This window comes from Streptomyces sp. NPDC048436, from assembly GCF_043200355.1.
Lineage (GTDB): Bacteria > Actinomycetota > Actinomycetes > Streptomycetales > Streptomycetaceae > Streptomyces.
Genome location: NZ_JBICXP010000004.1, coordinates 22,298 through 46,001 on the forward strand (window position 1 = coordinate 22,298; position 23,704 = coordinate 46,001).

Annotated in this window: 24 protein-coding genes; 12 read left to right on the plus strand and 12 right to left on the minus strand. The window is 69.5% G+C overall.

Features of this window, described 5'->3' with window-relative positions; all coding sequences use genetic code 11:
* Positions 1–127: 127 nt before the first annotated feature.
* Together ACGFX9_RS14935 and ACGFX9_RS14940 are read right to left on the minus strand one after the other, a co-directional pair.
* A complete protein-coding gene (locus ACGFX9_RS14935) occupies positions 128–814 on the minus strand; it encodes a DUF402 domain-containing protein (RefSeq protein WP_393470626.1) in 687 nt (228 codons plus the stop codon).
* Between the two features lie 23 nt (positions 815–837).
* Positions 838–2,250: a class II fumarate hydratase gene (locus tag ACGFX9_RS14940; RefSeq protein WP_393470628.1), complete on the minus strand. Its 1,413-nt coding sequence runs from the start codon at positions 2,248–2,250 to the stop codon at positions 838–840.
* Between the two features lie 122 nt (positions 2,251–2,372).
* Here ACGFX9_RS14940 and ACGFX9_RS14945 point away from each other — a divergent pair, with 122 nt between their 5' ends.
* Positions 2,373–3,914, plus strand: coding sequence for a ricin-type beta-trefoil lectin domain protein (locus ACGFX9_RS14945; protein WP_393470631.1), 1,542 nt, complete (start codon positions 2,373–2,375; stop codon positions 3,912–3,914).
* 12 nt (positions 3,915–3,926) lie between these two features.
* On the opposite strand, the gene ACGFX9_RS14950 is transcribed toward ACGFX9_RS14945, so the two are convergent.
* Positions 3,927–5,594, minus strand: coding sequence for a fumarate hydratase (locus tag ACGFX9_RS14950; protein WP_393470634.1), 1,668 nt, complete (start codon positions 5,592–5,594; stop codon positions 3,927–3,929).
* A 149-nt stretch (positions 5,595–5,743) separates the two neighbouring features.
* Between ACGFX9_RS14950 and ACGFX9_RS14955 the strand changes: the two genes are divergently transcribed.
* On the plus strand, positions 5,744–6,424 hold the full coding sequence (locus ACGFX9_RS14955; protein ID WP_393470637.1) for a DUF1707 domain-containing protein: 681 nt from the start codon (positions 5,744–5,746) through the stop codon (positions 6,422–6,424).
* Between the two features lie 161 nt (positions 6,425–6,585).
* A complete protein-coding gene (locus ACGFX9_RS14960) occupies positions 6,586–6,966 on the plus strand; it encodes a WhiB family transcriptional regulator (protein ID WP_393470641.1) in 381 nt (126 codons plus the stop codon).
* 94 nt (positions 6,967–7,060) lie between these two features.
* On the opposite strand, the gene glpX is transcribed toward ACGFX9_RS14960, so the two are convergent.
* Complete coding sequence (gene glpX, locus ACGFX9_RS14965) at positions 7,061–8,092, minus strand: class II fructose-bisphosphatase (protein ID WP_361833009.1); 1,032 nt, start codon at positions 8,090–8,092, stop codon at positions 7,061–7,063.
* Positions 8,093–8,254: 162 nt separating this feature from the next.
* Here glpX and ACGFX9_RS14970 point away from each other — a divergent pair, with 162 nt between their 5' ends.
* Entirely contained in the window at positions 8,255–8,773 is a 519-nt protein-coding gene (locus ACGFX9_RS14970; protein WP_393470644.1) for a DUF4245 domain-containing protein, read from the plus strand.
* A 95-nt stretch (positions 8,774–8,868) separates the two neighbouring features.
* On the opposite strand, the gene ACGFX9_RS14975 is transcribed toward ACGFX9_RS14970, so the two are convergent.
* The 4 genes from ACGFX9_RS14975 to ACGFX9_RS14990 all read right to left on the minus strand — a co-directional run bounded on the left by ACGFX9_RS14975 (position 8,869) and on the right by ACGFX9_RS14990 (position 12,584).
* On the minus strand, positions 8,869–9,459 hold the full coding sequence (locus ACGFX9_RS14975) for a malonic semialdehyde reductase (RefSeq protein WP_393470647.1): 591 nt from the start codon (positions 9,457–9,459) through the stop codon (positions 8,869–8,871).
* A gap of 155 nt (positions 9,460–9,614) precedes the next feature.
* Positions 9,615–9,869: an exodeoxyribonuclease VII small subunit gene (locus ACGFX9_RS14980; RefSeq protein ID WP_393470651.1), complete on the minus strand. Its 255-nt coding sequence runs from the start codon at positions 9,867–9,869 to the stop codon at positions 9,615–9,617.
* Positions 9,870–9,879: 10 nt separating this feature from the next.
* Complete coding sequence (xseA, locus tag ACGFX9_RS14985; RefSeq protein ID WP_393470654.1) at positions 9,880–11,097, minus strand: exodeoxyribonuclease VII large subunit; 1,218 nt, start codon at positions 11,095–11,097, stop codon at positions 9,880–9,882.
* 107 nt (positions 11,098–11,204) lie between these two features.
* On the minus strand, positions 11,205–12,584 hold the full coding sequence (locus ACGFX9_RS14990) for an APC family permease (protein WP_393470656.1): 1,380 nt from the start codon (positions 12,582–12,584) through the stop codon (positions 11,205–11,207).
* A gap of 76 nt (positions 12,585–12,660) precedes the next feature.
* On the opposite strand from ACGFX9_RS14990, the gene ACGFX9_RS14995 reads away from it, so the two are divergent.
* Both ACGFX9_RS14995 and ppgK read left to right on the plus strand, forming a co-directional pair.
* Complete coding sequence (locus tag ACGFX9_RS14995; RefSeq protein ID WP_393470659.1) at positions 12,661–13,653, plus strand: 4-hydroxy-3-methylbut-2-enyl diphosphate reductase; 993 nt, start codon at positions 12,661–12,663, stop codon at positions 13,651–13,653.
* A gap of 59 nt (positions 13,654–13,712) precedes the next feature.
* On the plus strand, positions 13,713–14,456 hold the full coding sequence (gene ppgK, locus ACGFX9_RS15000) for a polyphosphate--glucose phosphotransferase (RefSeq protein ID WP_393470662.1): 744 nt from the start codon (positions 13,713–13,715) through the stop codon (positions 14,454–14,456).
* A gap of 41 nt (positions 14,457–14,497) precedes the next feature.
* Here ppgK and ACGFX9_RS15005 read toward each other — a convergent pair whose 3' ends face one another.
* A complete protein-coding gene (locus ACGFX9_RS15005) occupies positions 14,498–15,115 on the minus strand; it encodes a DUF6542 domain-containing protein (protein WP_393470665.1) in 618 nt (205 codons plus the stop codon).
* A gap of 193 nt (positions 15,116–15,308) precedes the next feature.
* Here ACGFX9_RS15005 and ychF point away from each other — a divergent pair, with 193 nt between their 5' ends.
* On the plus strand, positions 15,309–16,397 hold the full coding sequence (gene ychF / locus ACGFX9_RS15010; protein ID WP_393470668.1) for a redox-regulated ATPase YchF: 1,089 nt from the start codon (positions 15,309–15,311) through the stop codon (positions 16,395–16,397).
* 151 nt (positions 16,398–16,548) lie between these two features.
* Here ychF and ACGFX9_RS15015 read toward each other — a convergent pair whose 3' ends face one another.
* Positions 16,549–16,692, minus strand: coding sequence for a hypothetical protein (locus tag ACGFX9_RS15015; protein ID WP_393470671.1), 144 nt, complete (start codon positions 16,690–16,692; stop codon positions 16,549–16,551).
* Positions 16,693–17,321: 629 nt separating this feature from the next.
* Between ACGFX9_RS15015 and ACGFX9_RS15020 the strand changes: the two genes are divergently transcribed.
* Positions 17,322–18,767 (plus strand): carboxylesterase family protein, encoded by a 1,446-nt coding sequence (locus ACGFX9_RS15020; protein WP_393472398.1) that lies wholly within the window; start codon positions 17,322–17,324, stop codon positions 18,765–18,767.
* Between the two features lie 61 nt (positions 18,768–18,828).
* On the plus strand, positions 18,829–19,851 hold the full coding sequence (locus ACGFX9_RS15025; RefSeq protein WP_393470674.1) for an alcohol dehydrogenase catalytic domain-containing protein: 1,023 nt from the start codon (positions 18,829–18,831) through the stop codon (positions 19,849–19,851).
* A gap of 180 nt (positions 19,852–20,031) precedes the next feature.
* On the opposite strand, the gene ACGFX9_RS15030 is transcribed toward ACGFX9_RS15025, so the two are convergent.
* Positions 20,032–20,655 (minus strand): TetR family transcriptional regulator, encoded by a 624-nt coding sequence (locus ACGFX9_RS15030; RefSeq protein ID WP_393470677.1) that lies wholly within the window; start codon positions 20,653–20,655, stop codon positions 20,032–20,034.
* A 124-nt stretch (positions 20,656–20,779) separates the two neighbouring features.
* Here ACGFX9_RS15030 and ACGFX9_RS15035 point away from each other — a divergent pair, with 124 nt between their 5' ends.
* Positions 20,780–21,772 carry an aldo/keto reductase gene (locus ACGFX9_RS15035; RefSeq protein WP_393470680.1) on the plus strand — a complete coding sequence of 331 codons (993 nt, stop codon included), beginning with the start codon at positions 20,780–20,782 and terminating at the stop codon, positions 21,770–21,772.
* 69 nt (positions 21,773–21,841) lie between these two features.
* Here ACGFX9_RS15035 and ACGFX9_RS15040 read toward each other — a convergent pair whose 3' ends face one another.
* On the minus strand, positions 21,842–22,798 hold the full coding sequence (locus ACGFX9_RS15040; RefSeq protein WP_393470683.1) for a helix-turn-helix domain-containing protein: 957 nt from the start codon (positions 22,796–22,798) through the stop codon (positions 21,842–21,844).
* Positions 22,799–22,883: 85 nt separating this feature from the next.
* On the opposite strand from ACGFX9_RS15040, the gene ACGFX9_RS15045 reads away from it, so the two are divergent.
* Complete coding sequence (locus tag ACGFX9_RS15045) at positions 22,884–23,279, plus strand: MmcQ/YjbR family DNA-binding protein (protein ID WP_356856400.1); 396 nt, start codon at positions 22,884–22,886, stop codon at positions 23,277–23,279.
* Positions 23,276–23,656, plus strand: a complete 381-nt coding sequence (locus ACGFX9_RS15050; protein WP_393470686.1) for an MmcQ/YjbR family DNA-binding protein — start codon at positions 23,276–23,278, stop codon at positions 23,654–23,656. The genes ACGFX9_RS15045 and ACGFX9_RS15050 overlap by 4 nt, the downstream gene beginning before the upstream one ends.
* The last annotated feature ends 48 nt before the right edge of the window (positions 23,657–23,704 follow it).

Here is a 23,704-nt window from a genome sequence, read left to right on the forward strand (position 1 = left end):
GTTCTGCCGCCCTTCGATGACACCCTGTCAGGCAACGCGCAAGCTCAGGGAGTTGAAGCTGGGTTGCTGCTGTGCGCCCTTGCGGAGGACGATCCTACGTTTGAACCATGGGGGCGCATCAAGGGTCTCATGACGTCACATGCGCGGGCGTGCGGTCCCAGTCATCCGGTAGGGCTGGAATAGTCCAGTCCGGATCGGGGCGCCAGTGCTGCCAGTTGTCCGAAAAGGGCTGTCCCCAGGAGTGGATCACATCGATGGCCGCGTGTGCGGCGGCCCGCACTTCCTGCGCTTTTGCCTCCTCCATCAGTCCTGCGCGCTGGGCCTGTGCGAACTCGTCCTCGTCGTGCCACTGCCAGGTCCTGTCCGGCCGTACAGAGATGTCCAGAAAGTGATCCTCGGAATCGATGCCTCCGGCCCAACGGCCGCGTGGCTCCTCGAGATTCACGTACCAGCTCTTGAACTGCCAGCCGGGCTCCCAGAAAAGCCACACCGACCACGGCTCGGCGGGCCGGGCCAGCTTCAGCACTCCGGTGCCGAACCACCGGTCCCTGCGCAGGGCACGGGGCTTGGTGTAGCGGGTGGCGAGGGGCTCCTGGTGAACGGGCGTCCCGTCGGCGATGACGGGCTTGACGCACTCGGTCCCCGGAGCCAGCCACACGGCGAGCAGTTCCTGGGTGTCCTGTACGACCGTGACGGGCCGGCAGATGTGGATCGCGTCCCCGCCGTTCTCCTTGTACCGCCACAGCACCTGGGAGCCGGGGGCCCATCGTGCTGCTCCGCTGCTCGTCGTTGGCGGCGTGGTGAGGTCTGTCATGCGGAGATATTAGTAGGGCATCCCTACGGGTGAGTCATCCGCAGTACGTCCAGCGCCTCGTCCAGCTGGGCCGACGTGAGGTCGCCCCGCTCGACGTACCCGCCTTCGAGCACGACCTCCCGGATGGTCTTCCGCTCGGCCAGCGACTTCTTGACCACCTTCGCCGCCTCCTCGTACCCGATGTACTTGTTCAGCGGAGTGACGACGGAGGGCGAGGACTCGGCAAACTCCCGGGCCCGCTCGGCGTTCGCGGTGATTCCGTCGACCGTCCGGTCGGCGAGCAGCCGCGACACGTTCGCGAGCAGCCGCATGGACTCAAGGACGTTCTTGCCGATCACGGGAAGCATCACGTTCAGCTCGAAGTTCCCCGCGGCCCCCGCCGCGGCGACCGTCGCGTCGTTGCCGGTGACCTGGGCGGCGACCATCAGGACCGCCTCGGGGATGACCGGGTTCACCTTCCCCGGCATGATCGAGGAACCGGGCTGCAGGTCGGGCAGGTTGATCTCGGCGAGCCCGGTCCGCGGTCCTGAGGCCATCCAGCGCAGATCGTTGGCGATCTTCGTCAGGCCGACGCCGATCGTCCGCAACTGCCCGCTGGTCTCGACGATCCCGTCCCGCGCGCCCTGCGCCTCGAAGTGGTCACGGGCCTCGGTCAGCGGAAGCCCGGTGGCGCGCGCCACCTCGTCGATCACGGCCGCCGAGAAGCCGGGCGGGGTGTTGATGCCGGTGCCCACCGCCGTTCCGCCGAGCGGCAGTTCGGCCAGACGCGGCAGCGATGAGCGCAGGCGCTCCACGCCGTAGCGCACCTGCGCCGCGTAGCCGCCGAACTCCTGGCCGAGCGTGACGGGCGTCGCGTCCATCAGATGCGTACGCCCGGACTTCACGACGTCGGCGAACTCCTCGGACTTCCGCTCCAGGGCCGCAGCCAGGTGTTCGAGGGCGGGGATCAGATCGCCGGTCACGGCTCCCGTGGCCGCGATGTGGATCGAGGACGGGAAGACGTCGTTCGAGGACTGGGAGGCGTTCACGTGGTCGTTCGGGTGGACGTCACGCCCGAGCCGCTCCGTGGCGAGCGTGGCGAGCACCTCGTTCGTGTTCATGTTGGACGACGTGCCGGAGCCCGTCTGGAAGACGTCCACCGGGAAGTGCTCGTCCCAGCGGCCTTCGGCCACCTCGCCCGCCGCGTCCGCGATCGCCGACGCGATGTCCTTGTCGAGCACGCCAAGCTCCGCGTTGACCTTCGCGGCAGCCGCCTTGATCCGCGCGAGGGCGGCGATGTGCGCGCGCTCAAGACGCTGTCCGGAGACGGGGAAGTTCTCCACCGCCCGCTGCGTCTGCGCCCGCCATTTGGCGTGCGCGGGGACCCGCACCTCGCCCATGGAGTCGTGCTCGATCCGGTACTCACCGCTTGCGCTTGCGCTGGCGTCGCTGGTCATTCCACGAACCTACCTCTCCGTCAGACCTCGCTGAAAAGTTGAGCACTTGTCTTGTTCTAGGTATTCCCAAGGCCGCTACTGACCAGTAAAAACCGTGGGTAACACCAAACCGGGGAGGCGCAATGAAGCGCACCAGACGCAGTCGCCAGGGCGGACTGCGATGTTCGTTCGCGGCGGCCGTCGCGATGGCGGCCGTGCTCGGCACGATCGCGGGCACACCCGCCCAGGCCGCGGACGGCAAGGACCGCGGGAGCGCCACGCTCACCTCTGCGCCGCTGCCGCCGGACCTGGAGAAGATCCGGGCGGCCGAGGCCACCAAGCTCTACGGCGACCCGGCCGAGCGCCCGCTCGCCGACCGGAAGACCGGCCTCATCTCGCTCGGCGACAGCGAGATATCGGGGGAGGGAGTCGGAACGTACGAACCCGGCACCGACGGCCCCGACAACTGGTGCCACCGCTCACCGGACGCCGCGATCCACCGCACCGGCATCCCCGCCGACGTGACGTACAACGTCGCCTGCTCGGGAGCGCAGACCGCCAACATCAAGATCGGCGGGACCAAGCAGTACCCCGACGAGCTGGTGCAGAGCGACAACCTCGCCATCAAGGCGCGCAACACGAACATCAAGGCGGTCATGCTGGTCATCGGGGCCAACGACGACCTCGAGTTCGCGCCGGTGATGACCGACTGCGTGACGCGCTATCTGCTCAGCCAGGGCTCCTGCGCCGGCAAGTACACGCCGGGGTGGCAGGCGCGGGTCGACGCGCTCGTGCCCAAGGTCGAGCAGTCCATCCGCGACCTGAAGACCGTCATGAAGGACGCGGGATACGCGGGCGACGCCTACAAACTGGTCGTCATGGGCTACCCGAGCCCCATCGGCCCGGACTTCAGGGACAACCCCTCGTTCCCGGGCAAGCTGGTCTGCGGCGGCCTCGGCTACGACTCCGACACCGAGTGGGGCCGCAACTACGCCGTCCCGGCCTTCGAGACCGGTATGCGCAAGGCGGCCAGGGCGGCGGGCGCGACCTACCTCGACAACTCCCGCCTCTTCCACGGCCATGAGGTCTGCATGGAGGACTCCTGGGCGCGCGGCCTCTACGTGGACCTCTCCCACCCCTTCCCGCCGGACTCCAATTCGGTCCGCCAGTCCTTCCACCCCAACGCCCGCGGCCACGCGGCCTTCGCGTCCTGCCTCACCCAGCTCTACAACTCCGGCTGGAGCGAGGGTGGTTGCGCCGACCCGGCGAGCACGGGCAGCCCGAAGCTCTACCAGGGCGGATGGGACGACGCGTACAAGCCGCTGAAGAACGCGGGTACGGGCACGTGCGTGGACGTCGACGCGTCGAGCAGCCGTAACGGCACCAAGGTCCAGGGCTGGGACTGCACCGGCAACCGCAACCAGACGTGGTGGTACGACGCCGGGCAGCGGTCCCTGCACACAGGTCTGACCCAGGACCGCTGCCTCGACGTCCCCGGCACCGCCAACGAAGGCACCGCCGTCACGCTGTGGAACTGCCACGGCGGCGCCAACCAGAAGTTCGTCCGCGACTCCGGAACGCTGCACCCGGCCGCCGACACCGGGCTCTGCTTGACCCTGGCGGGGGCCAAGGAGCAGCTGAAGCTCCAGAAGTGCACGGGAGCGGCGAACCAGCGCTTCGCGTAGCGGCTTAGGGCGTTACGCCTGGCCGGGTCCCCGTACCGGAATGCTGAGAATGGTCGGGGACTCGGCAGGTGCCTGGAAGAAGTCGTTGCCCTTGTCGTCGACCACGATGAAGGCCGGGAAGTTCTCGACCTCGATCTTCCATACGGCCTCCATGCCGAGCTCCTCGTACTCGACGACCTCGACCTTCTTGATGCAGTCCTGCGCGAGACGTGCCGCCGGGCCGCCGATCGAGCCCAGGTAGAAGCCGCCGTGCGAGCCGCAGGCGTCGGTGACCTGCTTGGAGCGGTTGCCCTTGGCGAGCATCACCTTGGAGCCGCCCGCCGCCTGGAACTGCTCCACGTAGGAGTCCATCCGGCCGGCCGTGGTCGGGCCGAAGGAGCCGGAGGCGTAGCCCTCGGGGGTCTTGGCGGGGCCCGCGTAGTACACCGGGTGGTCCTTCAGGTACTGCGGCATCTCCTCGCCCGCGTCGAGCCGCTCCTTGATCTTGGCGTGCGCGATGTCGCGGGCCACGACGAGCGGGCCGTTGAGCGAGAGGCGGGTCTTCACCGGGTACTTGGTGAGCTCGGCGAGGATCGCGTCCATCGGCTGGTTCAGGTCGATCTCGACGACGTCGGAGGCTTCGTCGAGGTGCTCGTCGGTGGTGTCAGGCAGGAAGCGCGCCGGGTCCGTCTCCAGCTGCTCCAGGAAGACGCCCTCGGCGGTGATCTTCGCGGTGGCCTGGCGGTCGGCCGAGCAGGAGACGGCGATCGCGACGGGCAGCGAGGCACCGTGGCGGGGCAGGCGCACCACACGCACGTCGTGGCAGAAGTACTTGCCGCCGAACTGCGCGCCGATGCCGATCTTCTGCGTCAGCTCGAAGACCTTCTCCTCAAGCTCCTTGTCGCGGAAGCCGTGGCCGGTCGGGGAGCCCTCGGCGGGCAGCTCGTCCAGGTAGTGCGCGGAGGCGTACTTCGCGGTCTTCAGGGCGAACTCGGCGCTGGTGCCGCCGACGACGATCGCCAGGTGGTAGGGCGGGCACGCGGCCGTGCCCAGGGAGCGGATCTTCTCCTCCAGGAACTTCATCATGGAGGCCTCGTTCAGGACGGCCTTCGTCTCCTGGTAGAGGAACGACTTGTTGGCCGAGCCGCCGCCCTTGGCCATGAAGAGGAACTTGTAGGCGCCCCCGTCGGTCGCGTACAGCTCGACCTGGGCCGGGAGGTTGGAGCCGGTGTTCTTCTCCTCCCACATGTTCAGGGGGGCCATCTGCGAGTAGCGCAGGTTCAGCTTCGTGTACGCGTCGTAGATGCCGTGCGACAGGGCCTTCTCGTCCTCACCTTCGGTGAGGACGTTCTGTCCGCGCTTGCCCATGACGATCGCCGTGCCGGTGTCCTGGCACATGGGGAGCACGCCCGCGGCAGCGATGTTCGCGTTCTTCAGCAGGTCGAGCGCCACGAACTTGTCGTTGCCCGACGCCTCCGGGTCGTCCACGATGCGCCGCAGCTGGGCCAGGTGCGCGGGCCGCAGATAGTGCTGGATGTCGTGGATCGCCTCGGCGGCGAGGGTGCGCAGCGCCTGTGGATCGACCTTGAGGAACGTCCGCCCGTCGGCCTCGAAGGTGGAGACACCCTCGGAGGTCACCAGCCGGTACGGGGTGGTGTCCTCTCCCAGCGGGAGCAGATCGGAGTACTCAAACTCTGGCATTTACGGCCATTCCTCACTCGGCAGACAGCGGCGCGGCCTCCATTGGCGACGCGACAACCAGCGTAGAACGCCACAGGACGGCCGAGCCTGTGAGGTAAGGCTCAGTAAGGGCTAGTCGCGATCTATCGCGTTTGGGTACGCTGACCGGTGTGGACCTAGAGAAGCGCCCCCAGCAGACCCACCCGGAACCGCGGCCCGCAGGCCTGCGCGCGTCGGACGCCGACCGGGACCGCACGGCGGACATCCTCCGCGAGGCGCTCGCCGAGGGCCGGCTGACCGCCGAGGAGCACAGCGAGCGCATCGACGGGGTCTACCGCGCCAAGACCATGGGTGAACTGGAGCCGCTGGTCGGCGACTTGCCCGCGGCGAGCGGCGCGCCGTACGCGACGGTGACGCCCGAGCCCGCGCCCTCCCGGCCGTCGGACGGAGTCGTGCCGCCGGTCGCCGACGAGAACATGGTGGCGGTCTTCAGCAGCTCCGTCCGCAAGGGCCGCTGGCGCGTGGGCCGGCGCACGCACGCGTACGCGATCTTCGGGAACATCGAGATCGACCTCAGTGAGGCGATCTTCGAGCAGCGCCAGGTCGTCATCAAGGCGGTCTCCGTCTTCGGCAACGTGGAGATCCGCGTCCCGGAGAACATCTCGCTGCGGGGCAGCGGCGCCGGTGTCCTCGGCAACTTCGAGGTGGACACGCTCGATTCGGCCGAGCGCGACGCCCCGGTCGTCTTCGTCGACGGTTACGCGATCCTGGGCAACATCGAGGCGAAGCCCAAGCGGGGCAAGCGCGTCCGGGACCTGCACAAGCAGCTGCGCAAGCACCTCGGGCACTGACGCGTCCCCCGAGGGGCCCAACCGGCGCGCGACCGGCCACTGACGGCGCGAACTCCCGTACATCCGCCCGTTCATCGGAACTCAGTGCATAGGCGCGTGCACAGCGGGTAGAGCTTGCTGCATCGTCTCTCGCTCGCGAAGCCGTCGTCAGGAGTAGACCCGTGCTGCAGCCGTCGCATCAGTCCCTGCAGGTCGCCGCCGTTCCGGCCCCGCGGGTGCCAGTGCGCGATCATGACCAGGACTCCCCATGGCACACCGAGGCGGTGTGCCGCCGAGACGAGGCCGGGCTGTTCTTCGCCCCGTCCAAGGAGCCGACCGCCTCACGCCTGTCCCGCGAGGAGGCCGCGAAGCGGGTCTGCGCCCGCTGTCCCGTGATGGTCGAGTGCCGGGAGCACGCCCTGCTCCAGCCCGAGCCGTACGGCGTCTGGGGCGGGCTCACCGCCGCCGAGCGCCGCGTGGTGCTCGCCAGGCGCAGGCGGCGCGAGGTGGAGCTCAAGAAGACCGCGCACACGACCTCGGGCCCGATCGCCGCGGCCGGATAGCCGGACAGCCGGACTGCGATGTCGTACGACGAAGGGGGCGTCCCCCGCACGGGGCGCCCCCTTCGGCGTACGTGACGTCAGCTGCTTCGCGCGGCTACTTCGCGCGGTCGAAGTCGATGGCGCTGTAGGCGCGCAGCTTCGCGAGCCGGTGGTCGGAGTCGATCTTGCGGATCGTGCCCGACTTGGAGCGCATGACCAGGGAGGAGGTCGAGGCCGTCTCCGCGGCGTAGCGCACGCCCTGGAGCAGTTCGCCGTCCGTGATGCCGGTGGCGACGAAGAAGACGTTGTCCCCGCGGACCAGGTCGGTCGTCGACAGCGTGCGGTCCAGGTCGTGGCCCGCGTCGAGCGCGCGCTGGCGCTCCGCGTCGTCCTTGGGCCACAGCTTGCCCTGGATCACACCGCCCAGGCACTTGATCGCGCAGGCCGAGATGATGCCTTCCGGGGTGCCGCCGATGCCCATGAGCATGTCGACGCCGGTGCCTTCGCGCACGGCCATGATCGAACCGGCGACGTCGCCGTCCGAGATGAACTTGATGCGCGCGCCGGTCTCGCGGATCTCCTTGACGATGCCCTCGTGGCGGGGGCGGTCGAGGATCATGACCGTCACGTCCTCGGGCGAGCGGCCCTTGGCCTTGGCGACGCGGCGGATGTTGACGGAGGCCGGGGCGTTGATGTCGACGTAGTCGGCGGCTTCCGGGCCCGTGACCAGCTTGTCCATGTAGAAGACCGCGGACGGGTCGAACATGGCACCGCGGTCGGCGGCGGCGAGCACGGCGATGGCGTTCGGCATCCCCTTGGCACAGAGGGTCGTGCCGTCGATCGGGTCGACGGCGATGTCGACCTCGGCGCCGGTGGTGTCACCGATGCGCTCTCCGTTGAAGAGCATCGGGGCCTCGTCCTTCTCGCCCTCCCCGATGACGACGATGCCGTTCATCGAGACGGTGGAGACGAGGGTCCGCATGGCCCTGACGGCGGCGCCGTCGGCGCCGATCTTGTCGCCGCGGCCGACCCAGCGGCCCGCGGCCATGGCGGCTGCCTCGGTGACCCGGACGAGCTCCAGGGCGAGGTTGCGGTCGGGAGCCTCGGGAGAGACTTCGAGCTCGGAGGGGAGATGATGCTCGGTCATCGGAGCGCACCTTTCTGCTGATACGACGACGGCCGGATGAGGGTGTGGCACGACTCTATCCGGAGGCCGACAAAATGAGCAGAGGGCCCCACGCATGAGCGGAACGGGCGTGAAGGGACCACCGGGGGACGAGCCGTGCCCGGCGCCTGAGACCATGGGTGCGTGGCAGGCAGACAAGGCAAGCAGACCGTACGGAACATGCTGTGGTCGATGGCGGTGATCGGCGTCGCCGCCGGCGCGATGTACATCTTCATCCCGCATGACGAGTCCAAGAGCCCCGTCAAGCGCGTCGACTACAGCGTGGAGCTGCTGACCGCGCGACGGGCCGCGGCGTATCCGGTGGCGGCCCCCGAGGGCCTGGCCAAGGCGTGGAAGCCGACGTCGGTGCGGTACGACGGCGCCAAGGGCGACAGCTGGCACCTGGGCTACCTCGACCCGTCGGGCGAGTACGTCACGGTCAAGCAGTCCACGGCGAAGCCGTCCGAGTTCATCGACGAGGCGACGCAGCGCGCGACCAGGACCAAGGTCACCGAGGAGATCGGCGGCAAGACCTGGCACCGCTACAAGGGCCAGACGTACGACGCCCTGGTGCGCGAGGACAAGGGCGCGACGACGGTGGTCGCGGGCACGGCGTCCTTCGAGGGCCTTGAGAAGATGGCGCGGGCGCTCAGGACGTCGTGATGTCCTGAGGCGTGTGAGCTGTGAGAGACGACAGGGCCCCCGGCAGATGTCTGCCGGGGGCCCTGTCTGTCGGCTGGTGTGCCTGGCGGCTCGGCTCAGACGGTCTGGATGACCTGGTCGAGCTCAAGGCGCGGGGAGCGCGGGAACCAGGCGTCGTCGCCGGGCTTGCCGATGTTGATGACCATCAGCGGGGTGTGGTCGTCGTCCAGGAACTCCTTCTGGACGCCGGCGGGGTCGAAGCCGGTCATCGGGCCCGCGGCCAGGCCCGCGGCGCGCACGCCGATGATGAAGTACGCGGCCTGCAGCGCGGCGTTGAGCTGCGCGGCACCTTCACGGGCCGGGCGCTCGGCGAAGAAGACGTCCTTGGCCTGCGGGAAGTGCGGGAAGAGGGCCGGCAGCTCCTCGTGGAACTCGTTGTCCGCGGAGAGGATCGCGACGAGCGGGGCGCTCGCGGTCTTCGGCTGGTTGCCCTCGGCCATGTGCTGGACCAGGCGCTCACGGGCCTCGGCGGAGCGGACCAGCGTGATGCGCAGGGAGGAGAGGTTGAAGGCGGTCGGGCCGAACTTGACCAGGTCGTAGATCGCCTGAACCTGCTCGTCCGTGACCGGCTCGTCGGTGAAGTTGTTCGCGGTGCGGGCCTCGCGGAAGAGCAGGTCCTGGGCGGCGGGGTCAAGGGCGAGAGACATGGATCAACCTTCTCGGTGCGTACGCGGATCAGCTTGCTCGATCGACCGTACGACGTTGCGGTTTAAGTTTCAACCAAATCCGGAGCTTGGTGATCCGCTTCACAGGTGTGTGCTGGTCGGGAGGCGGGGGCGCCCCTCGGATGCGGGGGCGCCCCTCAGGCGTCGTCCCCGTCCTCGGCTTCGTCCCCGTCCGGTCCGGCGAGCGCGGCGTCCAGGCGGGCGCGGGCGCCGTCCAGCCAGCGGCGGCACACCTTCGCCAGCTCCTCGCCGCGCTCCCACAGGGCGAGCGACTCCTCGAGCGTCGTGCCGCCGGTCTCCAGGCGGCGTACGACCTCGATGAGCTCGTCCCGCGCCTGCTCGTAGCCGAGTGCGTCCGCCGGGCCCGTGGCCTCGTCCGTCTTGCTGGTCATGTGCCCCACCCTAAATGTCGGTTCGTACGGCTCGTACGGTGAATTCGCCCTCGGCGACGCGTGCCCGCAACTCCTCGTCGGCGGCCACGTCTTCCGCGGCCCGCACCACCGCGCCGTCCGCCTTCTGCAGCACCGCGTATCCCCGCTGGAGCGTCGCGGCGGGGGAGAGGCCCACCACGCGCGCGTGGGTGTGCGTCAGCTCCGACTCGGCGCGGTCGAGCAGATGCCCGAGCGTGCGGCGGCTGCGGTCGACGAGCGCCGAGATCTGCTCCTCGCGCTCCTCGATCATGCGGTGCGGATTCTCCATGGAGGGGCGGGCAAGGGCGTGCGCCAAGCCGCGGTCCTCGCGGTCCAGGAAGGCGTCCATGCAGCGCCGGGCCCGGTCCCGCAGCCACCGCACGCGCTCGTACTCCTCGCCGACGTCCGGTACGACCTTCTTGGCGGCGTCGGTCGGGGTGGAGGCGCGCAGGTCGGCCACGTAATCGAGGAGGGGGTTGTCCGGCTCGTGCCCGATCGCGGAGACGACGGGCGTACGGCAAGAAGCCACGGCCCGTACGAGCTGCTCGTCCGAGAACGGCAGCAGGTCCTCCACGCTGCCCCCGCCGCGCGCCACGATGATCACGTCGACCGCGTCCAGGGCGTCCAGGTCCTTCACGGCCTGCACGACCTGCGGCACGGCGTGCACGCCCTGGACGGGGACGTTGCGCACCTCGAAGCGGACGGCGGGCCAGCGGTGCCGGGCGTTTTCGAGCACGTCACGCTCGGCGGCGGAGGCCCGGCCCGTGACGAGCCCGATGAGCTGGGGAAGGAAGGGAAGCGCCTTCTTGCGGTCGGCGGCGAAGAGCCCCTCCCCGGCGAGGCTCTTCTTCAACTGCTCGATCCGCGCGAGCAGTTCACCGACGCCGACGGGCTTTATCTCGACGGCCCGAAGGGACAGCTGCCCCCGGGGTGCATACCACTCGGGCTTGGCGTGGACGACGACCCGGGCGCCCTCGGAGACGACATCCGCGACGGCGTCGAACACCTGGCGGTAACAGGTGACGCTGACGGAGATGTCGTGCGAGGGGTCGCGCAGCGTCATGAAGACCACTCCGGCGCCGGGCCTGCGGGACAGCTGCGTGATCTGCCCCTCGACCCACACCGCCCCGAGCCGGTCGATCCAGCCACCGATGAGCCGCGACACCTCGCCGACGGGCAGCGGGGCGTCAGCGGACGTGTTCAAAGCCATGAGCCGAGCGTATCGGCAGCCTCTGACAGGACCCCTGCTCCTACGTCGAGGACGTGATGCGGAGTAACGGGTGGGCGGACGGGAAACATCCGCCGCGAAACGGCGGCCTAGGACTCCACACGACGAGCCCGCTGGCCAAAGAGCACAGCGAGCCCCACGACGAACCAGATCAGCCCCACCACCTGCGCAGACCCCGCAGCCTCAACAATCACGGCAATGGTGATCGCCGCCCCGAGCACGGGGACCAGCAGATGCCGCCACCAGCTGAAAGCCCCCCGCCGCTGAACGGCGAACCACCCCACGACACTCGCATGCAGCAACACGAACGCCGTCAAGGCCCCGACATTCACCACCGACACCAGATGATCCATGCCGTCATCCCGCCGCGCCGCCCACACCGCCGCCACCAGCGTCACGACGGCCGCGCACAGCAACGCGAGCCGCGGGGTCCCTGAATCCGTCTTCGACAGAGCCCCCGGCAGCCGCCGGTCACGGGCCATGGCGAACAGCAGCCGCCCCGCCGCCGCCTGCCCGGCGAGCGCGGCGAACGCCGCACCGATCGCCTTGCTGACGGCCACCAGGTCGTGGAGCCAGTCCCCGACCGCCGAGTCGACCGCATCGTAGAAAGCGGACCCCTGCTTGGCGGGCTCCGCGGCCAGCTGGGCCGACGACACCGGCTCAAGGACGGCCACCAGATAGGTCTGGGCGATGAAGAGCAGGCCCGCGAGCGCGAGGCAGAACAGCACCGCCCGCGCCACCTTCGCCGAGCCCCCCGTCACCTCCTCCGCGAACGAGGCGATCGCGTCGAAGCCCAGATACGAGAGCACCGCCACCGACACCGCGCCGATCACCGCTCCCAGCGCGAACGCACCCTGCGAGCCGTCCCCGCTCAGCGGCGAGAGCCAGTCCCGCTGCGTACCGTCCCGCGCCAGTACGACGATCGCCGACACCACGAACACGAGAAGGACCACGATCTCCAGGGCGAGCACCAGGAACCCGACCCGCGCCGCGGCCCGCACGCCCCACAGGTTCAGCGCGGTCGTCACCAGGACCGCGATCGCCGTCCAGACCCACCGGGAGACGGAGGGCACCAAGGCCTCCATCGCGATCCCGGAGAAGAGATAGGCGACGGCCGGGATCAGGAGATAGTCGAGCATCGCCATCCAGCCGGCGATGAACCCGGGACCGTTGCCGAGCCCCACGCGCGCGTAGGCGAAGACCGACCCCGCCTGGGGGACCACCCGCACCATCTGGGCGTAGCTGAACGCGGTGAACGCCATCGCGACCGTGGCGATGATGTAGACGAGCGCCACGGCACCGTGCGACTTGGCGTCGAGCGTCCCGAAGACACCGACGGGCGCCATCGGGGCGATGAAAAGCAACCCGTAGACGACGAGATCACGGAAGCTGAGACTGCGCCGCAGCCCGTCGCCTTCGGGGGTGGCTCCGGCGCTCGCACCGGCTGTCGAGTCTGAGGTACCGGACATCGTGCCTCCGTAAGTGAACGCAGGCTCCCAGTCTCCCCAAGAAGCCGATCTTTGACGCGCTGGGCTCGGCCTTACGATGGGGGGCATGACTGCTTCGACTCCTGCCCGCCGAGTCCTGCTCGCCGCCCCCCGCGGCTACTGCGCGGGTGTGGACCGTGCCGTGATCGCCGTCGAGAAGGCCCTTGAGCAGTACGGGGCCCCGATCTATGTCCGCCACGAGATCGTCCACAACAAGTACGTGGTGCAGACCCTGGAGAAGAAGGGCGCGATCTTCGTCGACCGGACGGCGGAGGTGCCAGAGGGCTCCATCGTCATGTTCTCCGCGCACGGGGTGGCGCCGACGGTCCACGCGGAGGCCGCCGAGCGCAAGCTCGCGACCATCGACGCGACGTGCCCTCTGGTCACCAAGGTCCACAAGGAAGCCGTCCGGTTCGCCAAGGACGACTTCGACATCCTCCTGATCGGCCACGAGGGGCACGAGGAGGTCATCGGCACGTCCGGTGAGGCGCCCGACCACATCACCCTGGTCGACGGCCCCGAAGACGTGGCGAACGTCGAGGTCCGCGACCCCGACAAGGTCGTCTGGCTCTCCCAGACGACGCTCTCCGTCGACGAGACGATGGAGACGGTCGACGCCCTGAAGACCAAGTTTCCCGGCCTGATCTCCCCGCCCAGCGACGACATCTGCTACGCCACGCAGAACCGTCAGATCGCGGTGAAGAAGCTGGCAGAGGACGCCGAGCTCGTCATCGTCGTCGGCTCCAAGAACTCCTCGAACTCGATCCGCATGGTCGAGGTCGCCCTGGACGCGGGCGCCCCCGCATCGCACCTCGTGGACGGCGCCGACGAGATCGACGAGGCCTGGCTGGAGGGCGTGAACACGGTCGGCCTCACCTCGGGCGCCTCCGTGCCGGACGTCCTGGTGGACGGCGTCATCGAGTGGCTGGCCGAGCGGGGCTACGGAGACGTGGAGACGGTGAAGACGGCCGACGAGTCGATCACCTTCTCGCTGCCGAAGGAGCTCCGCCGCGACCTGCGCGCCGAGGCCGCGGAGCTGTCCCAGAAGTAACGCGGAGGGCTGTCCCAGAAGTAACGCGGAGGCCGGGAGCTGCCCGTACGGTGGGTCTCATGCAGATCTTCGGTGTGGACATCGGCGGATCCGGGATCAAGGGCGCACCCGTGGACCTGGACCGTGGAGACCTGGCACAAGAGCGGCACAAGGTGCTGACCCCGCATCCGGCCACGCCCGGCGGCGTGGTCGAGAAGGTGCGCGAGGTCGTCGAGCACTTCGGCTGGAAGGGCCCGGTCGGGGCCACGTTCCCCGGCGTGATCGCCGGCGGCACGGCGCGCACCGCGGCCAACGTGGACAAGAGCTGGATCGGCAAGGACATCCAGAGCCTGGTCTCGGACCAGCTCGGCGGCGTCCCCGTCACCGTCCTGAACGACGCGGACGCGGCCGGCGTCGCCGAGATGCACTTCGGCGCGGGCCAAGGCCGCACGGGCACCGTCCTCCTGCTCACCTTCGGCACCGGCATCGGCAGCGCCCTCTTCACCGGCGGCCGCCTCGTCCCGAACACGGAGCTCGGCCACCTCGAACTCCACGGCCACGACGCGGAGAAGAAGGCCTCGTCCAAGGCCAAGGAGGACGAGGACCTGAGCTGGGAGCACTGGGCGCACCGCGTCCAGAAGTATCTGGCGCACGTGGAGATGCTGTTCTCGCCCGACCTCTTCATCATCGGCGGCGGAGTGAGCCGCAAGGCCCAGAAGTTCCTGCCGCTGATCGAGGGCATCAAGGCCGAGATCGTCCCCGCGCAGCTGCAGAACAACGCGGGCATCGTGGGCGCGGCGATGGCGGCGGCGGGCAAGGCGTAGAAGGCGCTGGGCAGCTTGTAGCCGCTTGAAGCAATCGCTCCCTACGAGGTGGGAACGCGCCTCTGGGGAGCCCGAGGCCCGGCGGCGGTGGTGCGCCGGGCCCGCCGTCGCTGCCCCATGAGCTTGATCTTGCGCACGGTGACGATCAGCCCGGCGATCAGCGTCCCGCCGTACAGCCAGCCCGCGTGCATCGCCAGCGACGTGATCAGCCCCATGAAGTGACCGCCGAACCCACCGGTGCCGCTGGAGATCGGGATCACCCCCGCGGCGAAGGCGATGGGCACCGTCACCGGCGCGGTCACCAGGTCGGCCGGCCGCACCCAGAAGGCGGTCAGCGCGCTCACGGGCAGGAAGAGCACGCCGTACGCGACGAGCGAACTCCCGAAGAGCAGCCACAGCAGACAGGCGAGCAGGAACATCGTCGCGGCGCAGAAGAGCCCACTGCCGAGCCCTGTGAGCCGCGGGTTCGGGATCCCGCGGAGCCTGCGGTAGAGCGGCAGCACGCGCAGTTTGCGTACGAGGGGTGGAACGGGGCGGCGGGGACGGGACGCGGCGCGGTAGACCGACGCCGCGTCGGCGGGCCTGCCCTGCGGGGGCAGGGGCGCGGTCCGTCGCGGCCGGGCCGGAGGCTGAGGGGGACGCGTCCTGTGTTGCTCCACCGGACCAACCTAGGTCGCTCCATGCCGATAATCCGGCCTGGGACACGCCCTTTGGCCGACCTTGGCCATCCGTTCGATACCCGCGCGATACGCCGACGGGAGCCGGGCCCGCACGCCGTAGACTGGGGGATCGCCCCACGGTCGCTCCGGCCCTCAGGGCCGTCCACCCACAGCACTCACGGGAAGTCGCAACGTGTCGCTCACGATCGGAATCGTCGGTCTGCCCAATGTCGGCAAGTCGACCCTGTTCAACGCCCTGACCAAGAACGACGTGCTTGCGGCCAACTACCCGTTCGCCACGATCGAGCCGAATGTCGGCGTGGTGGGCGTCCCGGACCCCCGCCTCACGAAACTGGCGGAAGTCTTCAGCTCCCAGAAGATCCTCCCGGCGACGGTCGACTTCGTCGACATCGCGGGCATCGTGCGCGGCGCGAGCGAGGGCGAGGGCCTGGGCAACAAGTTCCTCGCGAACATCCGCGAGTCGGACGCGATCTGCCAGGTCATCCGCGCCTTCAAGGACGAGAACGTCGTGCACGTCGACGGCAAGGTCTCGCCCAAGGACGACATCGAGACGATCAACACCGAGCTGATCCTCGCCGACCTCCAGACCATCGAGAAGGTCCTCCCGCGCCTCCAGAAGGAGTCGCGGATCAAGAAGGACATCGGCCCGAAGGTGAAGGCGGTCGAGGAGGCCCAGGCGATCCTGGAGAGGGGCGACACGCTCTTCTCCCAGGGCATCCTCCAGGGCTCGGAGCGCTCAGAACTCCTCCACGACCTGCACCTCCTCACCACCAAGCCCTTCCTCTACGTCTTCAACGTGGACGAGGACGAGCTGACGGACGACGAGTTCAAGGCCGAGCAGAGCGCGCTGGTCGCCCCCGCGGAGGCGATCTTCCTCAACGCGAAGCTGGAGTCGGACCTCGCGGAACTGGACGAGGACGAGGCCCTGGAACTCCTCCAGTCGGTAGGCCAGGAAGAGCCCGGCCTGGCCACCCTCGCCCACGTGGGCTTCCGCACGCTGGGCCTCCAGACGTACCTGACGGCCGGCCCCAAGGAATCCCGCGCCTGGACGATCCCGAAGGGCGCCACGGCCCCCGAGGCCGCGGGCGTCATCCACACGGACTTCCAGAAGGGCTTCATCAAGGCCGAGGTCATCTCGTTCGCGGACCTGGTCGAAACAGGCTCGGTGGCCGAGGCCCGCGCGAAGGGCAAGGCGCGCATGGAGGGCAAGGAATATGTGATGCAGGACGGGGATGTGGTGGAGTTCCGCTTCAACGTGTAGCGGCTGACTTATCGCCACGTCGCTGATCTGGCAAACATGCAGGTCAGGGAGGGTCCGACTCTTCGGGGTCGGGCCCTTTGTTTTTTCCCGTGCTGGGATGGTGCTGGGATGGGATGAGAACGCCCGTGCTGGGACGCGGGCCGGCGCTGGCTCAGTACGAGCGGGGCAGTGTGGGGAGCTTTGGCGCTGAGGCGGTCTCGGAGAGACGTTGGAGGTGCGTGGTGGCGAACGCGAGCCATTCCTCGGACCCCGCCTTCTCCTCGCCGGGCGGGAGCGCTGCGGCGTGACTGCGCACGGCGGCCATGTACTCGGCGAGGCGCGTGGTTCGATGCGGCTCGCTGGTCTGCGCGGCGCCGGCGTTCGGCGGCCTCTCCCCGGAGGATGATCTCCTGTGCGATCTCCGCGAGTTGGTCTTCGAGGGGCCGAGTGGCGGTGTTCCAGGAGTGCTTCTTGGCGTCGGCGAGTTCCTTGTCGGTGGGGATGTGTTCGCTGCGGTCCTGTTCTTGGAGGACGAGGAAACCCGACCTTTTCGCCTTGGGCGGTGATGGTGAAGTGCGGCTCGGCTTTGCGGCGCCGCTGGGGCGGCACGGCGCCTCGGGGACCCGCAGTGCCAGGCGCATTGCGTAGGTGAGCTTGTAGATCGTCGCGCCCCGCACGGGACTGGCGACGGTCCGGCGAGGCAGGCGCGCGGGCGTGGTCCGGCTACTCGGAAGGGCCGCATCGGCGGAGGGGTCAGCGGAGTGCCTCCGGAGCGTGGGGCCGCAGGGGGCCGCGGACGACGAGGAAGGGGAGCGGCTGACTGTCACCTGGTGACCATCAGGTGACCGCCACTTGCCGGGCGCTTTGTCGGATCTCAGGAAACGATGGGAGACGTCACCGCTCGCAATCATCCGCCGACACGCCGCGCGAAACACCCGCACCGCGCTGGAAGGACACGCCATGACCACTCCCAAGGCTCCGACTGCACCAGGGGTGCGGTCCTGGTGGGGAATTCCGTACGCCACCGCCGAGCGGTACCGCCGTCCCGTGGTCGCGGACTTCGATCCGAGTCTCGCGTACGACCGGAAGGGCGTCGTCGCGATCCAGCCCGACAGCGGGGACTGGCTCGAAGCGGACAGCGGGATGGGCGAGGACTGCCTGAACCTGAACGTGTGGGCCCCCGAGCAGCCGGCCGACAAGGCGCTCCCGGTGACCGTGTACATCCACGGCGGCGGATTCGAGTACGGCGCGAACACGCAGATCACCTCGAACGCCGCCGGTCTCGCCGCGACGGGGCGCGTGGTGGGCGTGTCGATCAACTACCGGCTCGGCGCGCTGGGCCCGCTCTCGCTCTCGCAGTACGGCGGGAAGCTCGCCGAGGCCAGCAACCTCTTCCTCCAGGACATCATCGCCGCGCTCACCTGGGTCCAGCGGAACATCGCCCACTTCGGCGGCGATGCGGACAACGTCACCGTCTACGGCCACAGCGGCGGCGCCTACTCCTCCCTCGGACTGCTCGGCGCCTCCTCTGCCGACGGTCTGTACCGGCGCCTGGCCGGGTTCTCCGGCGGGCCCGCCCGCTCCATCCCGGCCTGGTGGGCCGAGGAACTCGCGCACCTGTTCGTCACCGAACTCGGCGTCGCGGACAACCCGGAGAAGCTGCTGGACCTCGACCCGCTCTCCCTGCGGGACGCCCTGCGCAAGGTCGCCCCGACGGACCTCGGAGAACGGGGCGGGGTGGACAACAAGGCCACCGGCGTCGTCCTGGACATCGGGCAGCCCGGTGCGGTGGTGCACGCCCACCCCATGGACGTGCTCGCCTCGGGCGCGCACCGCGACGTCGACATCCTGCTGAGCATGGCCAGCGACGACATGGGCTGGTGGGTGGCGAACGACCTCGACCGGTTCGACCCGGGCACCGTCGACCGCGTCGTCGACGAGGTCGCGGGGTGGCGTATCTCCCGCTCCCGCGCCAAGAAGATCGTCGACGCCTACGACCAGGGCGGCCGTACCCCGGCCGAGGTCCGCGCCGCGGTCATGGCGGATTACCTCTTCGCGATCCCCGCAGCCCGCGGCGCCCTGGCCCACGCCGCCGCCGGCGGCAACGCCCACCTCCTGATGATCGGCCCCGCCGAGGGCGCGCCCGCCGTGCACGGCACCGAGATGTACGCGCTGGTCGGCCAGGAAAAGCCGGGCCGCAGCGCCGAACAGGCCGAGCGGGACACCCGTATCCGCGACATCGTGCTCGACTTCGCCACCGGCGAGCACTCCCGTCTGTGGCCCGCGGTCACGGACAAGCCCACCTCGCAAACCGTCGGCAACTCTCCCTTCGAGGGCACCGCCCACTACCAGCAGGTCCTCGACCTGTGGGAAGGCATCGACCGCCCCTGACGGCCGGCGGGCGATACGGAACTGCACGCCAAGGGGGCGAAACAGAGTGAGGAAACTCGACATGAGCCAACCGACAGCAGCCGGCGACGCCGCACCGGCGACGATGAGAGCCGTCGTTGTCACCCGGCCCGGCGGCCTGGACGCACTGGAGATCAAGGACGTCCCAGTACCCGTCCGCAAGCCCGGCTGGGTGCGGATCAAGGTCAAGGCGTTCGGCGTCAACGAATCCGAGGTCACCACCCGCAAGGGCGAGTCGGACCCGGAGGTCACCTACCCGCGTATCCCCGGCATCGAGGGCGTCGGCGTGGTCGACGAGGCCGACGAGGGCAGCGGACTGCGGCCGGGACAGCAGGTGGCCACGATGATGGGCGACATGGGCCGCAGTTACGACGGTGCCTACGCCCAGTACGTGACCGTCCCCGCGGCGCAGGTCATCCCGTTCGAGACCGGCCTGCCATGGGAGGTCGTCGGCGCGCTGCCGGAGATGTTCCAGACCGCCTACGGATCACTGACCCGCGGCCTGGACCTCAAGGCCGGGCAGGCGCTGCTGATCCGCGGCGGCACCTCCACGGTCGGGCTGAGCGCGGCCACGATCGCGAAGGACCTCGGAGCGACCGTGCTGTCCACCACCCGCAGCCCGGAGAGGGCCGGGGAACTGCGGGCCGCGGGCGTCGACCATCCCCTCGTCGACAACGGCACCCTCGCCGACCAGGTGCGCGAGCTGATGCCGGACGGCGTCGACGCCGCCCTGGAACTGGTCGGCTGCTCGGTACTCCCCGACACCCTCAACGCCGTCCGCCGCCACGGCACGGTCTGCTTCACCGGAGCCCTGGCGGGCCAGTGGACGATCCCCGACTTCAGCCCGTTCATGATCCCGGGCGGGGTGCGGCTGACGTCCTACGGCGGTGAGGCCGCCGACCTCCCGGCCGACGTCTTCGCCCACCAGCTGCAGGCCATCGCCGCCGGACGTCTCAACGTCCCGCTCGCGAAGGTCTACCACGGTCTGGAACAGGTCCGCGACGCCCAGGCCGACCTCGAATCCGGCGCCACACCGGGCAAGCACGTCGTCGTCCTGGACGACTGAGAACTGATCGCGGGACGTGACAAGGTCATCGCACACATCGCCACGACCATCCGGCCCCCGTTGGACCCGGAGCTCGCGCCCGTCGAGGAGGCGCGGGGCGCTGTTTTTCCGGCCCTGTCGGATGGCGGCCGGCGCCGTTCGGGGGATGTTCGGGCAGGGCTGCCGCGGGTCGGGTGGACCTCAGCGCACTCGAGGGAAAAGCCGCTCGACAGCGGTCACCACCGCGGCGCGGCGGGCGGCGGTGGTGGGGTCCACGGCGTGTGCGGCGGCGGCCTCGCTGAGTTCGGGTTGTGATGCCCAGGTCATGGCGATCTGGTTGACCAGGGCGAGGACGTCGGCCGGGTCCCAGGCGGGGTCGAGCTGTCCGGCCTGTTGCACCTGGCGGAGCTGGTCGATTTTGCGGGCGAGCAGTGCCTGGGCGGGATCGTCGGCAACGGCTGTGGTGCCCGGCAGTTCGAGGCGGCCCCAGGTGATCAGGCGGTGGTGGTCCGGACGGGCGACGAAGTAGTCGAACAGGCGGCCCGCGTAGCCGGGGAGGTCGCACGGGTCTATCTGGGTGGCCTCGGCGATGACGACGTGCTCCCGTGCGGCGACGGCGGCATAGAGCGCGTCTTTGCCGCGGAAGTAGGCGTAGACGCGTTCTTTGCTGGTCTTGGCGAGTTTGGCGATGCGGTCCACGCGGGCGCCGGCGATGCCGTGGCGGGCGAACTCCTCCATGGCGGCGGTAAGGATGCGCTCGCGCGTGGTGTCGCCGCCGGCGGCTGCGGGCGCTGCGGTCTGGCCGGAGTCGCGGGACTGGGACATGGTCCCAGGATAGAGCACCAAACCGTTTGGTTTGGCATCCGGGCGATCGGCGCGTAGAGTCAAACGGAACAGTTCGGTTTGACCTCTGCGGGTGAAGCCGGCGAACTACTCAGGGAGTGAACTCATGCAGCACCGCAATCTGGGCTCTCAGGGTCTGCGCGTCTCGGCGCTCGGCCTGGGGACCATGGGCATGTCCATGGCCTACGGCGCCTCGAACGACGATGAGGGCATCGCGACCATCCGCCGCGCCCACGAACTCGGGATCGACTTCTTCGACACCGCCGAGCTGTACGGCGCCGGTACCGGCAGCAACGAGATCCTCCTGGGCGAGGCGGTCAAGGACTTCCGCGACGAGGTGGTCCTTGCCACCAAGTTCGGCTTCGACATGACCGCCCAGCCGATCGGCTCCGCTTTCGACAGCCGCCCGGAAAACATCCGCAAGGTCGCCGAGAACAGCCTGCGCTACCTGCAGAGCGACCACATCGACCTCTTCTACCAGCACATCTCCGACCCCGGCATTCCGGTCGAGGAGGTCGCCGGCGTGGTCGGCGAACTGATCACCGAAGGCAAGGTGAAGTACTTCGGCCTGAGCAACGTCGGCCCCCAGTACATCCGCCGCGCCCACGCCGTCACCCCGGTCTCCGTGCTCCAGTACGAGTACTCGCTCTTCGAGCGGGAGGTCGAGGAGGAGATCCTTCCCGTTCTGCGGGAACTCGGCATCGGCCTGGTGCCCTACTCCCCGCTCGGCCGCGGCTTCCTCACCGGCCAGGCCAAGCCCGCCAGCGAGTACGCCGCGGACGACATGCGCAGCTGGGACGAGCGCTGGCAGGGCGAGAATTACACGTACAACCTGCATGCCACCGAACAGCTCAAGGATCTGGCCGACACCAAGGGCATCACCACCGCCCAGCTCGCGCTGGCCTGGCTGCTCGCCCAGGGCGAGGACATCGCGCCCATTCCCGGCACCCGCAGCACCAAGCGCGTCGAGGAGAACGCCGGCGCCACCGACGTCCAGCTCTCCGCCACCGATCTGGCCCGCATCACGGAGATCCTTCCCCACGGCTCGGCGGGCAGCCGCCTCCCGGCCGCGGTGCTGTCCAGCTTCACCACGGACTGACCGTGCCGACACCCGCGCGTACGAGCCTGGGCCCGTCGGCCAAAGGCGGCACGCGCGGGCTCGGGAACCTCAACCAGCGGGAGGCGGGGGGAGCGTCATGGTCTCGTCGGCCGCGAAGGCGGCCGGGGTGAGGCCGGTGCGGTCGCGGAAGAAGCGGCCGAAGTTGGCGGGATCGGTGAAGCCGAGGTGGGCGGCCACACTCCGGGCGTCCCATCGGGCACCTCCCAGCAGGCGCCGGGCTTCGAGCAGGCGCCGTTCGTCGATGAGTTCACGTACCCCCTTGCCGGTGGTTTCCCGGGCGGCGCGGCTGAGGGTGCGGACCGAGCAGCCGATCAGCTCTGCGTAATCCGCGGCCCGGTGCAGCTCGCGGAAGTGCAGCTCCAGGGCGTCCGCGAACCGTCCGTAGGTGTCACCACGGCTCGTGCCGGCACTCGTGTCGGCGGGGGTGATCCCAGGGGCGCCCGCGAGGCGTAGCAGCAGTGATTCGAGCAGGCTGCGCCGCAGGGCGTGGTGGACGTCGAGGGGGCGGCGCCCGAGTGCGCGGTGTTCGTCCAGAAGCTGGAGTGCCGTCTGCTGGAGCCAGGCGGCGTCGTCGGGGTGCGGGCTCAGCACGGCAGGAGCCGCGTGTGCGGTGAGCGGGGCCAGCAGGCGGGCGATGTCGGGCCGCAGTACATCCGGTTCGAACAGGATGAACGGGCCGCGGGCGGCGCCGGGCGGATGCCAGCACTGCGCGTGCCCCGGGCGCACCCACAGCCACTGGCCGGGGCTGACGGTCCGCGTGAGGTGGTCGACGTCGTGCCGCAACTCGCCCTCGGTGACGGCGATGAGGTAGTGGAAGGTGGCGCGGCCCGGACGGGGCGGGTTCCACGGCCAGTCGTCGTGCTGGGCGAAGAATTCCTCGACGGTGCTCACCTCAAGGCCGTACGGGGTGCCGACCGGGGGCTGGAACCCGTACAGCGGGACCGTGGCCTGTCTGGTCTGTCCGGCCGGTCCGCTCGGGCTGGGGTGTCGCTTGTCGACCATCACGTGTCCGCAGTCTACTGCCCTATTTGTCGGCTTCGAGGGGAGGATGGGATGTGCCGCGACCACCCCGTGAGGAAGGCAACGCCCCATGAACGGAACGACCCTGCACAAGACCGCCGCCGACCGCGCCGAGGGGCTTCCCGGAGCCCAGCTGGAGCATCCCTTCGGCGATGACTGGGAGGTCTTCAAGGTGCGCGGCAAGGTGTTCATGCTGATGACCGAGGTCCCGGGGCGCCCGGTCGTGATCCTCAAGGCGGACCCCGGCGAGGCCCACGCCCTGCGGGAGCAGTACAGCCACATCACCCCCGGCTACCACATGAACAAGAAACATTGGATCACGCTGGAGGGCGGGGACGGCGTCGACAGGGAACTCGTCGATGAGCTCGTCACCGACTCCTACCGACTTGTGGTCGCTCGCCTGCCCAGGGCCGAGCGGCCCGTCGACCCGCACACCTACGGCATCCGCATGCGGGCGGCCCGGTGAGCGCGGCAGGCGACCGGCTCCAGGACACCGCCCGCCACGCGGCCCTCGCGCTGCCCGGGACGGACCACGGGTACCCGTTCACCAAGCACCTGGACGTGTACAAGGTCGCGGGCAAGGTGTTCCTGATCGTCACCGACGACCCCGACGAGCAGATCATCACGGTCAAGTGCGAACCCGAACACGCCCGCGCGCACATGCACGCCCACGCCTCGATCACCCCGGGCCGCTACCTCGACAAACGACACTGGATCTCGATCGGACCAGGCCCCGGCATCACCAAGCGGCTGATCACAGACGCAGTCGAGGACTCCTACGACCTGGCCGTCGAGCGGCTGCCGCAACGCGACCGCCCCCGGCCCCATCCCCGTACCCGATGAGCACCGCAAGCGCGCCCACGAGCCGCTGAGCCCGCGCCTGTCAGTGCC

Excerpts from the sequence above, each read along its gene's own strand:
- ACGFX9_RS14995 (WP_393470659.1), top strand. The coding sequence starts at position 12,661 with ATGGGGGGCATGACTGCTTCGACTCCTGCCCGCCGAGTCCTGCTCGCC.
- ACGFX9_RS15025 (WP_393470674.1), top strand. The coding sequence starts at position 18,829 with ATGAGCCAACCGACAGCAGCCGGCGACGCCGCACCGGCGACGATGAGA.
- xseA (WP_393470654.1), bottom strand. The coding sequence starts at position 11,097 with ATGGCTTTGAACACGTCCGCTGACGCCCCGCTGCCCGTCGGCGAGGTG.
- ACGFX9_RS14935 (WP_393470626.1), bottom strand. The coding sequence starts at position 814 with ATGACAGACCTCACCACGCCGCCAACGACGAGCAGCGGAGCAGCACGA.
- ACGFX9_RS14980 (WP_393470651.1), bottom strand. The coding sequence starts at position 9,869 with ATGACCAGCAAGACGGACGAGGCCACGGGCCCGGCGGACGCACTCGGC.
- ACGFX9_RS15045 (WP_356856400.1), top strand. The coding sequence starts at position 22,884 with ATGAACGGAACGACCCTGCACAAGACCGCCGCCGACCGCGCCGAGGGG.
- ppgK (WP_393470662.1), top strand. The coding sequence starts at position 13,713 with ATGCAGATCTTCGGTGTGGACATCGGCGGATCCGGGATCAAGGGCGCA.
- ACGFX9_RS15035 (WP_393470680.1), top strand. The coding sequence starts at position 20,780 with ATGCAGCACCGCAATCTGGGCTCTCAGGGTCTGCGCGTCTCGGCGCTC.
- ACGFX9_RS14950 (WP_393470634.1), bottom strand. The coding sequence starts at position 5,594 with ATGCCAGAGTTTGAGTACTCCGATCTGCTCCCGCTGGGAGAGGACACC.
- ACGFX9_RS14990 (WP_393470656.1), bottom strand. The coding sequence starts at position 12,584 with ATGTCCGGTACCTCAGACTCGACAGCCGGTGCGAGCGCCGGAGCCACC.
- glpX (WP_361833009.1), bottom strand. The coding sequence starts at position 8,092 with ATGACCGAGCATCATCTCCCCTCCGAGCTCGAAGTCTCTCCCGAGGCT.
- ACGFX9_RS14940 (WP_393470628.1), bottom strand. The coding sequence starts at position 2,250 with ATGACCAGCGACGCCAGCGCAAGCGCAAGCGGTGAGTACCGGATCGAG.
- ACGFX9_RS15030 (WP_393470677.1), bottom strand. The coding sequence starts at position 20,655 with ATGTCCCAGTCCCGCGACTCCGGCCAGACCGCAGCGCCCGCAGCCGCC.
- ACGFX9_RS14975 (WP_393470647.1), bottom strand. The coding sequence starts at position 9,459 with ATGTCTCTCGCCCTTGACCCCGCCGCCCAGGACCTGCTCTTCCGCGAG.
- ACGFX9_RS14945 (WP_393470631.1), top strand. The coding sequence starts at position 2,373 with ATGAAGCGCACCAGACGCAGTCGCCAGGGCGGACTGCGATGTTCGTTC.